Source organism: Acetoanaerobium pronyense, assembly GCF_017874355.1.
GTDB classification, from domain to species: domain Bacteria; phylum Bacillota; class Clostridia; order Peptostreptococcales; family Filifactoraceae; genus Acetoanaerobium; species Acetoanaerobium pronyense.
The window spans coordinates 44,688-58,695 of the sequence record NZ_JAGGLI010000009.1; the positions used below are offsets into that span (position 1 = coordinate 44,688).

The following is a 14,008-nucleotide window of genomic DNA, read 5'->3' on the forward strand; positions in this document are numbered from 1 at the left end:
GATGTGACGAGAGCGGGACGAGGGGACGTTTCGTTCGTCCCAGCCTTGGGCTATCATATTCATACAAAATTATATTAAGGAGACTGTAAAATGAATAATTTGAATGGAATTGAATTGCTTGAAACACTGGTAAACTGTGCTCACTTTTTAAAAAATATATACCAAACTGATGCAATAGTTGGGGTAACTGACAAGGAAAAATATCTTGCTTACTCCCCTGGAGAAACTTTGGATTTAGGAATAAAAGTAGGGTCTGAAGTAAAACCTGGAAGTGCTATACATACTGCAATGAAAAATAAAGAAAAAATTTCTTATGAGATTCCAAAGGATATTTGGGGTATTGCCGCTAAAGCAGTAGCTAGCCCTGTTTTTGATGAGTATGGTGATGTTGTTGGAGGAATCGCAGTAGTATTTAGCATAGAAAATCAATCTAAATTCCAAGAAATTATTACAGAATTTTCTTCTGCATTTGAGCAAGTAACCTCATCAATGCAAGATATTTCTGATGGTTCACAAAAGCTTGCAAAAGAAAGCGAAGGACTTTCTAGTTCTTCTAATGATACAAAGGAAAAATTGAAAAAAACTGACGAAATAACACAAATGATAAGCAGTGTTTCTAACCAAACAAATATGCTTGGATTAAATGCGGCTATTGAAGCTGCTAGAGCTGGTGAGGCTGGTAGAGGCTTTTCTGTTGTGGCTGATGAGATAAGAAGGCTTTCAGATCAAACAAGTAGTTCTGCAAAAAATGTAAAAGTACAAATTCAAGATATTACAAACTCTATTAATTCTATGGTTTCATCCATACATGAAATAAGTTCTGTAAGTGAGGAAACCTCTGCTTCTATCCAAGAAATAGCTGCTACTATGGAGGAGTTAGCTGCTCAGCTTTCTGTTTTGGAAGACTTTGCAAAGAGTCTATAAAAAACACGAGCTCTTGAGAGTTTCCAAAATCTTTTAGATTTTTTTACTCACCTACTACTTTATAGATATTGATATGTCCAATTTAGTTTTACTGAACTCTAAGCATGAGGGGTCTTCAAAATTACCCTCATGCTTCTTTTGACTAGTTGTCTTAAATTATATCTTCTTTGTCCTTTTGGAAACATAAAATTATTTTTTATATTTCATTTTTGTTCTATTAAAAGTAAATAGTCCCTTTAAAGGGAATGGTTTAGAATGGCTATTTGTATTCCATTCTGGTTCTATTAAGGGGGCTTACTAAAAAAGACTTTATTTGGAGTTTATACAAATTTACATTCCATTCTGGTTCTATTAAGGGTAATAACTGGAGAGTAGCAGAGCCGGGAATACTTTATATTTACATTCCATTCTGGTTCTATTAAGGGATAAAATCGGACAGGATTTAGCAAAGAAGATTGCAAAATTTACATTCCATTCTGGTTCTATTAAGGGTATCGTTATTTCTGATTTTAGGTTTTTTTCAATTGCATTTACATTCCATTCTGGTTCTATTAAGGGTGAGCTGGAGTATAACAAGCTTATGTTTTTTCTAAGTATTTACATTCCATTCTGGTTCTATTAAGGGTCTTGCGCAACTGGTATCAGATTCATGGCAAACTCCAATTTACATTCCATTCTGGTTCTATTAAGGGCCTATAGCAACTAAGCTAGTACCTCTTTACAAGAAAATTTACATTCCATTCTGGTTCTATTAAGGGGCTTATCAGCTACATTAAATGTAACAGATGCAGAGGGATTTACATTCCATTCTGGTTCTATTAAGGGGAATTGTAGCAACTCAAACTAAACCCGTTACAAATAAATTTACATTCCATTCTGGTTCTATTAAGGGTAGACGAGGTTTATAAGCCTTTAAAATTGCAATATGATTTACATTCCATTCTGGTTCTATTAAGGGTGGGCTTGCGTAAAACAAGATGATAACATTGATATAATTTACATTCCATTCTGGTTCTATTAAGGGAGGGTATCAGATGTTTTAATTCAGATACAAAACAAATTTACATTCCATTCTGGTTCTATTAAGGGAACAGTTTTGATGCATAGCCTTATATGGATTCAGATATTTACATTCCATTCTGGTTCTATTAAGGGTATTTTTAATTGTTTCATTTTATCAACTCCTTATTTGATTTACATTCCATTCTGGTTCTATTAAGGGTTTTAATCTCCTTTTAATTTTTTATATTTTAGTTTATATTTACATTCCATTCTGGTTCTATTAAGGGCAAATGTCAAATAATAAAATAGCACTAACTAATTTATTTACATTCCATTCTGGTTCTATTAAGGGTAAACCTAAAAATAATAAAATAAAGTTTGATCCACATTTACATTCCATTCTGGTTCTATTAAGGGTATCTAACTGATATAGACGCCAGATATGAGGATATTTATTTACATTCCATTCTGGTTCTATTAAGGGGTGTGTGTAGTTTCCTGATGGTTGGACCGTGTTTCACATTTACATTCCATTCTGGTTCTATTAAGGGGTGTTAGTTGTGAGGTAGTTTTTTGATCCTTGATTACATTTACATTCCATTCTGGTTCTATTAAGGGATTGAAAACGGGTATTATAGTAACTAAATTAAAAAAATTTACATTCCATTCTGGTTCTATTAAGGGATATTTTACAATTTTTAGATAATGAATTAAAAACACAATTTACATTCCATTCTGGTTCTATTAAGGGTTAAAAAAAATAAAATTTATGGAGGTCTTAAAAAAATTTACATTCCATTCTGGTTCTATTAAGGGAACGCTCATAAAGGGCAAATCTTTACAAACTGCAATATTTACATTCCATTCTGGTTCTATTAAGGGTCAAGAAGAAATAACTATAATGTTTAATAAAAACAGATTTACATTCCATTCTGGTTCTATTAAGGGTATATCAGTAGATAAAAACAAATATATGGATTATAATTTACATTCCATTCTGGTTCTATTAAGGGAAGAATTGTTTGAAATAATTGAAAACAAACTTTAAAAATTTACATTCCATTCTGGTTCTATTAAGGGCACCATTTGTAAAAGCTTCGGCTATAGATATTACAAGATTTACATTCCATTCTGGTTCTATTAAGGGTTAAGGTGATTTTAAGAGAAGCGGTACTCGCTCATGTATTTACATTCCATTCTGGTTCTATTAAGGGATTTGTTTTGTGTGTGTGTAGTTGTGAGGTAGTTTTATTTACATTCCATTCTGGTTCTATTAAGGGAATGGATAATTGATAATATGATAGACTGTATTAGTTAATTTACATTCCATTCTGGTTCTATTAAGGGGTAAATCCTATTATTTTTTACTTGATAATATCCTTGATTTACATTCCATTCTGGTTCTATTAAGGGTATTTGTTTTGTGTGTGTGTAGTTGTGAGGTAGTTTTATTTACATTCCATTCTGGTTCTATTAAGGGTAGTATATACGACTTAACTATCTATTATATTAGCGAATTTACATTCCATTCTGGTTCTATTAAGGGTATTTTTTTTAATTGTAGTACCCGTTTTTAATTGCATATTTACATTCCATTCTGGTTCTATTAAGGGTATGACATGACGTTATACCCTTTACAATAACTTAAAAATTTACATTCCATTCTGGTTCTATTAAGGGGGCTTTGACAATATAAACGCCTTAGAAGTAAAATAATTTACATTCCATTCTGGTTCTATTAAGGGCGTTATCACTACTCTGATAAGGTGATTATATCATTAATTTACATTCCATTCTGGTTCTATTAAGGGAGATAAGGACCATTCTCATACCAACAAGGAGATTGATATTTACATTCCATTCTGGTTCTATTAAGGGTCTGCATTTTGATGGTCGGACTTCTGCCCTCGGCAGGATTTACATTCCATTCTGGTTCTATTAAGGGAAATGAATAAGTGTCGGAATGTAATATATTTTGAAAAATTTACATTCCATTCTGGTTCTATTAAGGGTATGCGAGAGCTGAGAAGATTCGTTATGGAACATGGATTTACATTCCATTCTGGTTCTATTAAGGGGGACTGTTCAAGCAAATCACCCTTACATTCAACCCAATTTACATTCCATTCTGGTTCTATTAAGGGTCCCATCATCCAGCATCCTTACAACAAAGAATAGAAAATTTACATTCCATTCTGGTTCTATTAAGGGGTTTTAATCCAGACTCTTAACCTAGATAATGATCAGATTTACATTCCATTCTGGTTCTATTAAGGGTTTGCTGTTGTGTTTACCCAATCTTCTTTATTATTATTTACATTCCATTCTGGTTCTATTAAGGGCTTCAAAGCTCATAACATTACCTCCTAAAATTAATTAATTTACATTCCATTCTGGTTCTATTAAGGGTTTATTAGAATTTCCTTTTCTCTCTCCACTTCTTCTAATTTACATTCCATTCTGGTTCTATTAAGGGCATATCCTAAGCAATAAAGTCTAGTCACTACATTTGTATTTACATTCCATTCTGGTTCTATTAAGGGTTTTCCCAGCATACTTACAAAATTCCTCAAATACCTCATTTACATTCCATTCTGGTTCTATTAAGGGCTTGAGTTCCCTGTGCTTGAATTATTATTTCATCCTCATTTACATTCCATTCTGGTTCTATTAAGGGTGATCTTCTCTTACTTTTTCTTCTAACTTATCCTCATTTACATTCCATTCTGGTTCTATTAAGGGAGTATGATTTGGTATATTGATGTCATGGGTATGACTATTTACATTCCATTCTGGTTCTATTAAGGGCTTACTTTTCCCATACTTCACCTCCTTATTCGGTTGTATTTACATTCCATTCTGGTTCTATTAAGGGTTGCTAAATGTTTTTGTGTTGTGACATTCTAGGCATATTTACATTCCATTCTGGTTCTATTAAGGGAGTTTATCAGGCTATGGTAGACCTTAGTAATAAGCTATTTACATTCCATTCTGGTTCTATTAAGGGTTTCTAAAAGAAATAGCAGATGGAAACGGTTTTCCTAATTTACATTCCATTCTGGTTCTATTAAGGGCATGCTCAGAGGGGCACCACTGGGATACTTGGGATAGATTTACATTCCATTCTGGTTCTATTAAGGGTTCTATTAAAGAGATTGAAAATGAGTATTTAAAGCTATTTACATTCCATTCTGGTTCTATTAAGGGATTCTTTTTTAGAGTATTTTGACAATAGAAAAGAAAATTTACATTCCATTCTGGTTCTATTAAGGGTCTAAACTTCCATATTTTAATCAAACTGATAAAAGAATTTACATTCCATTCTGGTTCTATTAAGGGGAAGGAACATATTTCTCAAATCCAAGACTTGAAGAATTTACATTCCATTCTGGTTCTATTAAGGGGCAAATTTTTTTAAATTTCTGCGTGTAATGTATAAAATTTACATTCCATTCTGGTTCTATTAAGGGTAAGTTAGGATTATTTTTAATATATTCTTCTGAGATATTTACATTCCATTCTGGTTCTATTAAGGGATCTTAGTAGTTTTATTTTTTTCCTTCCTTTATATATATTTACATTCCATTCTGGTTCTATTAAGGGTGCGTTAACTTCTTAACTGAAATATCAAACTACACTATTTACATTCCATTCTGGTTCTATTAAGGGTTGTTGGAAACTAAGGATAAGAACGGCAAAAAAGCATATTTACATTCCATTCTGGTTCTATTAAGGGATTGTAAGTCTAATTGAAAAACTAGGTACTAAAAAAAATTTACATTCCATTCTGGTTCTATTAAGGGAGTGCTTTATTTTAAAAAGAGTGTAGCCACTATTCAAATTTACATTCCATTCTGGTTCTATTAAGGGTAAAAATGTTCAAGCTAAAGAAAATGCAGTTCAAAATTTACATTCCATTCTGGTTCTATTAAGGGAAATTCTATAGTTGGATTTTTTTCAGACTTTCTTAAATTTACATTCCATTCTGGTTCTATTAAGGGCTTACTAAATAACGATATTGGAGGTTTTGAAAAAATTTACATTCCATTCTGGTTCTATTAAGGGTGTGTCCCACCCTATATATACAGATAGAGCAAATACATTTACATTCCATTCTGGTTCTATTAAGGGCGGTATGCTTCTTAGATGATACTCCATATCCTTGACTATTTACATTCCATTCTGGTTCTATTAAGGGGATATAATGTAATTAAGTTAATGAAAACTATAAAAAGATTTACATTCCATTCTGGTTCTATTAAGGGAATTTTGTTTATATAAGCATATTCACCAAAGTGAATTTATTTACATTCCATTCTGGTTCTATTAAGGGTAGCAAAACCATGCCTTTTTCCGTATTCAATAACCATATTTACATTCCATTCTGGTTCTATTAAGGGTGAACTCCCTTTTCTGTCTATAGTAGCTTGTTTTAAATTTACATTCCATTCTGGTTCTATTAAGGGTCGGGGTACAGGCATAGGCTTAAAAAAGATATTTAAATTTACATTCCATTCTGGTTCTATTAAGGGAGAACGCAGTTAGATATTATTCTAATATATCTAAAAATTTACATTCCATTCTGGTTCTATTAAGGGAAACTGCTGACAGAATAGTATATGAAACGCTTCAAGATTTACATTCCATTCTGGTTCTATTAAGGGCTCATGGTTTTTTATAAGCTCCAAAACGTTTTTGTGAATTTACATTCCATTCTGGTTCTATTAAGGGATTTATACAGGTTATTGCATGGAGTGTGTCGTTACTTATTTACATTCCATTCTGGTTCTATTAAGGGCCAAGGATTATACGCCTTAGTAGCTCCTTCCCCTTTCATTTACATTCCATTCTGGTTCTATTAAGGGCATTGTCTATTCTGTCAATTTCATGATTGTCTGTAGGATTTACATTCCATTCTGGTTCTATTAAGGGATCTTTGCAGTATTTCTCTGGCAATTTCTCAGTTACATTTACATTCCATTCTGGTTCTATTAAGGGTTATAAAATCCTGCTCTTGTTGCTTTGTTATTTCAGTATTTACATTCCATTCTGGTTCTATTAAGGGTACCTTCTCAGTACGAAGGTTATAATAATGTTTTAATTTACATTCCATTCTGGTTCTATTAAGGGAGGAACAATGATTTCTATAGGTAGGGGGTAGGTTAATTTACATTCCATTCTGGTTCTATTAAGGGCTATTATTTCAGCTTCTTTACCAGCATATCGCTCCATATTTACATTCCATTCTGGTTCTATTAAGGGATACTGCTCTTTTGTGATGGCTTCATAAGGTAGAAGTATTTACATTCCATTCTGGTTCTATTAAGGGCAAACAAGAATTTTACAAATATATTTTGTGAAGTATTTACATTCCATTCTGGTTCTATTAAGGGTTATCGAACATAAAAAGAGTGCTGCCATTGAATAGATTTACATTCCATTCTGGTTCTATTAAGGGGAATGCGAAAGAGGTGGAATAATGAAATATCAAAGAAATTTACATTCCATTCTGGTTCTATTAAGGGGTTAATTTACGATTTAAATAGTTAGAACTCCCTCGAGATTTACATTCCATTCTGGTTCTATTAAGGGCAAAAGAAGTGCAAAGAGAATATGAAGAATTAAAACATTTACATTCCATTCTGGTTCTATTAAGGGCCTTATCAAATCTTCTTGATTTTCCTATCTTGTAGCTATTTACATTCCATTCTGGTTCTATTAAGGGCTATTGTAATAAACGAATTAGAAGTTAAATTATTAAATTTACATTCCATTCTGGTTCTATTAAGGGGCAGGAATTGCCGAGTTTACCGTTACATTCCTTCCTGATTTACATTCCATTCTGGTTCTATTAAGGGATAGACATTCATTACTTTACCTCGCTTTCTCAAACTAATTTACATTCCATTCTGGTTCTATTAAGGGATAAAGACACAGGATTGATAGGCACACCGGAACGCTATTTACATTCCATTCTGGTTCTATTAAGGGACTCGTCCTCGCACTCCTCAACTTCTTCTTTTAGTAATTTACATTCCATTCTGGTTCTATTAAGGGTTTATACAGGTTATTGCATGGAGTGTGTCGTTACTTATTTACATTCCATTCTGGTTCTATTAAGGGTATGTCTATTCATTTCTTATCTTCCCGACATTAATGTATTTACATTCCATTCTGGTTCTATTAAGGGAGGTTAATTTACATGCTAACATTACAATTACTAAATCATTTACATTCCATTCTGGTTCTATTAAGGGTACAAGGAAGCTGCTAGAAAAACAACGTCAAAAGAAGATTTACATTCCATTCTGGTTCTATTAAGGGCTCATGCGTTTTTCTAACTCTTCAATCTTTGTATCTTATTTACATTCCATTCTGGTTCTATTAAGGGAGCAATATTCGAAATGGGAATGTGGGCATTAAAGGTATTTACATTCCATTCTGGTTCTATTAAGGGAGTTTATTATGAAGACCCTAACCCATTTATTAACAAAATTTACATTCCATTCTGGTTCTATTAAGGGTGTGCAGGAAGATAAAACTAATGGGAGGTAAGTAGAATTTACATTCCATTCTGGTTCTATTAAGGGAGAACTTGAAAATATGGTTTTATTTTTAATGATGAAATTTACATTCCATTCTGGTTCTATTAAGGGAGGTGGTCGCTATGTGCCGAAAGATAAAATTAATGGGATTTACATTCCATTCTGGTTCTATTAAGGGGCTTATGAGTACATTCAATCTCAATTACCCTGTTTTATTTACATTCCATTCTGGTTCTATTAAGGGTTACTCTGAAATACTAGAGCATATAGTTGTAAATCCTAATTTACATTCCATTCTGGTTCTATTAAGGGATTCTGATACATCATTATTTACTCTAAAACCTAGCAAATTTACATTCCATTCTGGTTCTATTAAGGGTTTATTATAAAGACCCAAACCCATTCATTAATAAAATTTACATTCCATTCTGGTTCTATTAAGGGTCCTGCCGCTGTTAGCTTAGCAACTATGCGACCTAATATTTACATTCCATTCTGGTTCTATTAAGGGTTATTCAACCTCCTCTATTGTAAATGTTTCAATTACATTTACATTCCATTCTGGTTCTATTAAGGGTAATATTATTCCAAATATAACGGGAGGTATTTAATGAATTTACATTCCATTCTGGTTCTATTAAGGGGGAGCAAGGAAGAACAAGACCAGGAAACGTTGTAACTATTTACATTCCATTCTGGTTCTATTAAGGGCTTATTGCCCCCCCCGTTGCAAAATGGGCATAATTTATTTACATTCCATTCTGGTTCTATTAAGGGCGATTTCGGTCTTTTTATAGCAAAAGCTGGAATAACATTTACATTCCATTCTGGTTCTATTAAGGGCGTTATCCTACTAGCTTGACTAAGGTCCAGCTTTTTAATTTACATTCCATTCTGGTTCTATTAAGGGGGAAAATTCATTACGATTTCATTATTTTTTCTGATACATTTACATTCCATTCTGGTTCTATTAAGGGCCGTATCCGTTCCAAGTGGTACAGAAGATACAAGTATTTACATTCCATTCTGGTTCTATTAAGGGAAATGGCGAGCGTACTAAGAGAAGAAATAGAAGAAGATTTACATTCCATTCTGGTTCTATTAAGGGGTGGTAATGCTAGGGTATATGGTAATGCTGGGGTATCATTTACATTCCATTCTGGTTCTATTAAGGGTCAATCCATGTACAGTGACATTGACCTGGATGCAAAATTTACATTCCATTCTGGTTCTATTAAGGGTTATCAATGTGAAGAACAGTGTCACCAATGATGGTATTTACATTCCATTCTGGTTCTATTAAGGGGCCTCGCATTTCAAATCCTTGATTTCACTAGCTTCTAGAGGGTTGTTCTGTCTATCTAAAAAATACATCACTTTTTTACAACAATTTTATTAATAAAAATTCATTAGATTAGCTCCAAACTATTCATTCTTCTATGATTGTCGATGCCTAGGTCTTTTTGCACTATCATATATCGACAATCAAAAAAATCTGTCGGTTTTATCATCTTCAAGTGCCCAAAACTCTTTATCTAGCCAACGTTCTTCTCTACTTTTAAATATTATAACAGAATCTACATCTTTTCTGATATATTTATCTAAGTCTGCTTTTAACTGCATCAATTTCAGTTGAGTTAGATTACCTTCAAATACTGACTTTTGAATATGAGTAAGATATCTCTTGCAGATTTTAAATACATTCCTATGAACTTTTGGTCCATGGACATCCATTGTTATATCATAGATCAAAACCACATACATATTCATCACCACCAAATTTTAAATCCTTGATAATCTTGCTCCCCTATCAAATCTTTAATCAATTTATAGCACTCAAGCCTTATTAGATATCTATAGGAAACTTCTCTTCCCAGATCTCTATGCATTATTGTTTTGGATAATCTAGCATCATACTCTCTAAGTATTTTTTTCTTTCCTTCTTCTTTTAGATAAAGGCCCTCAGATTCTTTTTCAAAATCTTTTTCTGTAATTATATTTTTGTTAAGAATAGAAAAAATCATTCTATCTGCAATTAATGGTTTAAATACCTCTGCAATATCTAAGCATAAAGAAAATCGCTTAGTCCCTGGTTCATGTAGGTAGCTAATAGTAGGATTTAGCTGTGTTTTATATATTTCTGATAGTGTAGTTGTATAAACCAAAGAATTTATAAAAGATATTAGCGTGTTAATCATATTGTCTGGAGGCCTTCTGGTTCTTTTTTGAAAGTTTATTTCTTGCCTCACTATATCATTCCATGCAGTATAATAAGTTCTTCTGATACTTCCTTCTATACCCATAAGTTCCTGTACATTTTCCGCAAATTCAAGATTTCTCGCTATTCTTTGAATTGAAGCCATTTGCTCACTTAACTCTATTCCTCTTGAGTTATAATATCTTAAATTTCTATAAATATTGAAGTACGCAGTATTTACAATCTCTCTAGCTATATCAATCCTTTTATTTGGATTATCATATGCCTTGACTTGATTTATCAGCATAAATCCGCTAACATTTCTATCTCTTGGACAATATGTTCCAGAATAAAATCCATAATAATTGAATATATGCATAGTCACGTTATTTTGAGATAAATAATTCAAAACCTTTGTATTTAAAGATACTTCCCCAAACAAATATAGCTCATCCATCATTTCTACTTTTAAGTTCTTCGTTTCTCCTTCTAATGATTTCAAAATTATATTATCATCTTTACGCTTTAGTTCTCCACTTTTGAATATATAAAATGTTTCCCCCAAAACATTCACCCCCATAGTTAAACAAAGCACAGCTCATAATAGGCACATTTTTTGCATATTTTTTTAGTTTCACGTTCTAATGGTCTTGATAGATTGCTAATTTCATCTATCTCTTTAATAATTTTTTCTATAGCTTCATTATCTATATCATCTAAAAATACATCTATTCTCCTTTTGAGTTTCGGATAATCAAGTATTCCTTTTTCTATATTTACACCTTTTTTCCTTAGGTAATATATATAATATTTGAGTTGCCATATACTTGCTTCTTCTATCGAGCGAGATTTTTTTATATCATGTAGCACTTCCCAGTCTTTAATGAAATCAATATTTATAATGTTGTCTATATTTATGTGCTTTTTTTCTCTTTGATAGGAAGTTTCATCTATTAACTTCCCAATACCAACATCTTCACTATTATCTTCTAGCTTAATATCCTTGCAAAAAAACCACAGTTTTCTTTTACAAACAAAATAGTAGTAAATCATAACTCCTGTTGGATTTGTCATAATATCCCCCCTTAAAACATCCTATCTCCTACTTCTCCAGCCTCTTCTTTAACCTTTTTTATGTCTTGGGTTTGTAATCCTTTATTACTGTCATAAGGAATGTCTGCTATTCGTATAGATTCATATGAATTTATTTCTAGCATCTCCCACTCAATTTTATAACCTTTAAATAAATAGGCTTGGACTGCAACACTAAATTCAAATAATTTATTTTTAGCTTCTGTCTTTTGCCTTTTTAATTTTTTAATCTCAGACTCTTTCATATCAGGAGATATTTTTTCTTTTAAATTTTTTATTAACTCATTTATTTCTTCATGATTTTCTTTAAATACGTTTGTAGGAATTATTGTGAGATTATTGATATCCCTAAATTTTTTCATAGCTTCTTTCTTATCCATTTCAAAATCATAAGTTTTATCTAAATATTCAATTGTTTGAATTAAATCATTATAGTATTTTGTATCTTTAATTTCATGAAAAGCATATACTTTCTCAATTAAATCTATCTTTTTCTGTTCATCAATATATCCATCTACGCTATTTAATGCTTTTTTTGAAATATTAAAAATGTCCTCATCTATAAAGTATCCGACTCCAGAGCATCTTTTTTCTCCTCCATTAAATACAAAACAATTATAACCATCCTTATTAAACTCTCTATTTCTGAAGCATCTTCCCATTCGTTGAAATAAACCATTTAAATCAGATAGTTCTGTAATTAATATATCGAAATCAATATCTAAGGAGGCTTCTACTACTTGCGTACATACCCAAATACCAGTTTCTGCATTATCTAGCTTGCCCATTTCTAATATTTCTTTTTCTTTATTTTTTCTATCTCTTTTTATAAACCCACTATGAAATAATTTAGGCTCTAATCCGCTTTCCTCTAATTCATTATAGATACGTTGTGCTTCTTTTATAGTATTACAAATCACTAAAACTTTATTATCTTGGAACTTTGACTTAATAAATTCAGAGTTTATTTTTTCTTCCATTACCTTTATGCTATGCCTTATTCGTGAATCTACAAACGGATTTGGGCTTTTAAATTCAAGCCCTCTTTTATTTAACACATCTATAAGAAAAGGCGGCATAGTAGCTGTAACTATTGCAAATTTCCCACCTAGCTTTGTAATATATTCAAGTCCATATACTATATATGCCAAAAGATTTGGGGAGTACATTTGAATTTCATCTATTATGACTTTTGAGTAAGACAAGGTTACTGGTTTAAGTTCAAATCCTTTATACCTATATACGAAATCAAATATTTGATCTAATGTACATATAGTAAGAGGCATTGAAAGTTGTTTAGTCTTTGTGTAATATCTGTCTATATCAGATGTAATGTTATTAGTCCTCTCTACTTCAAGATATTCATTATATGTCTCTGAGTGAAGAAGCCCTATTTTATCATCTATGTCTTCTTTGATATCTTTTACTACCCTTTTATAAATAGCATTGATTGCAGTTTTTAGAGGAAGTGTAAAAAACCCTTTATTGTTTCCTATCCAAAGAAGTCCCGCTTCTGTTTTCCCCATACCCGTTTGAGCAACTACAGCCAAATTACTATCCCTATTTTCAATCATATATTTTTGAAGTGGATTCCAATCAGCTGATGGATTTGTTTTTTTAAAGCTTTTAAGTGTATTATTTAAAAGGTCTTCTAAAAAATCATTTTTAATCTCTACAGGCTCATATGCGCTAGCTGCATAATCAAGTCTGTTTAGAAGCCCTTTTATCATAAGATATTCATAAAATATTTCTGGCGAAGAATCTGATGATGGTTTAGATTCCATAAAGTACTTAACGCTAGGTCGTTTTGGAATTATTTCATATGCTATTTTTTCATAGTTAAATTCAGGAAGAAGCTCTCTTAAATCTTCTATTTCTTTGGAATAAAGATCCTTCTCAGGAAAAGTTCTTTCATGATGGTAGGCAATTGCTGATATAAGAGCTGTTATTTCAGAGGCTGTAAAGTTTTTTTTAAGTTCTTTTGTATTTAAAAGGGATACACTTAGAAATGCATGAGGAACTTCATCCTTATGTCTTTTTCTTTCTGTTACTTTATCTTGAAATTTTTCATTTATTTTTCCTAGATCGTGATATATACAAGAGATTTCAAGTAAGTCCCAGTTTATGTTTATATTTGGATACAAATCTTTTAAAATTTGTAAATTGTAAAGTAACCTATCTGTGTGTTCTTGTATCGTTTCACTATTAGATTTTGCGTAAAAAATTTTCATAGAGCCCTCCTACATAT

The 14,008-nt window shown here is 31.7% G+C and carries 5 protein-coding genes and 1 CRISPR repeat array; of the genes, 1 reads left to right on the forward strand and 4 read right to left on the reverse strand.

All coding sequences use genetic code 11. The annotated features are described in order from the left end of the window. Positions 1–90: 90 nt before the first annotated feature. The gene (locus tag J2Z35_RS05300; protein ID WP_209660216.1) at positions 91–924 is read left to right on the forward strand and encodes a methyl-accepting chemotaxis protein; all 834 of its coding nucleotides are present in this window, start codon (positions 91–93) and stop codon (positions 922–924) included. Positions 925–1,185: 261 nt separating this feature from the next. Further along, a CRISPR array of direct repeats spans positions 1,186–9,777; the repeat unit is 30 nt; unit sequence ATTTACATTCCATTCTGGTTCTATTAAGGG. Between the two features lie 179 nt (positions 9,778–9,956). Here the strand turns inward: J2Z35_RS05300 and cas2 are convergent. The 4 genes from cas2 to cas3 are packed head-to-tail and all read right to left on the reverse strand — an operon-like array spanning position 9,957 to position 13,991. Continuing rightward, complete coding sequence (cas2, locus tag J2Z35_RS05305; protein ID WP_209660218.1) at positions 9,957–10,235, reverse strand: CRISPR-associated endonuclease Cas2; 279 nt, start codon at positions 10,233–10,235, stop codon at positions 9,957–9,959. A 5-nt stretch (positions 10,236–10,240) separates the two neighbouring features. Continuing rightward, positions 10,241–11,233, reverse strand: coding sequence for a type I-B CRISPR-associated endonuclease Cas1b (cas1b, locus tag J2Z35_RS05310; RefSeq protein WP_209660220.1), 993 nt, complete (start codon positions 11,231–11,233; stop codon positions 10,241–10,243). Positions 11,234–11,250: 17 nt separating this feature from the next. Continuing rightward, positions 11,251–11,742, reverse strand: a complete 492-nt coding sequence (gene cas4 / locus J2Z35_RS05315; RefSeq protein WP_209660228.1) for a CRISPR-associated protein Cas4 — start codon at positions 11,740–11,742, stop codon at positions 11,251–11,253. A gap of 11 nt (positions 11,743–11,753) precedes the next feature. Then, the gene (cas3, locus tag J2Z35_RS05320; RefSeq protein ID WP_209660230.1) at positions 11,754–13,991 is read right to left on the reverse strand and encodes a CRISPR-associated helicase Cas3'; all 2,238 of its coding nucleotides are present in this window, start codon (positions 13,989–13,991) and stop codon (positions 11,754–11,756) included. Between the last annotated feature and the right edge of the window lie 17 nt (positions 13,992–14,008).

Bases quoted from the DNA above. Each gene is read 5' to 3' on its own strand.
- J2Z35_RS05300 (WP_209660216.1), top strand. From the start codon at position 91: ATGAATAATTTGAATGGAATTGAATTGCTTGAAACACTGGTAAACTGT.
- cas2 (WP_209660218.1), bottom strand. From the start codon at position 10,235: ATGTATGTGGTTTTGATCTATGATATAACAATGGATGTCCATGGACCA.
- cas4 (WP_209660228.1), bottom strand. From the start codon at position 11,742: ATGACAAATCCAACAGGAGTTATGATTTACTACTATTTTGTTTGTAAA.
- cas3 (WP_209660230.1), bottom strand. From the start codon at position 13,991: ATGAAAATTTTTTACGCAAAATCTAATAGTGAAACGATACAAGAACAC.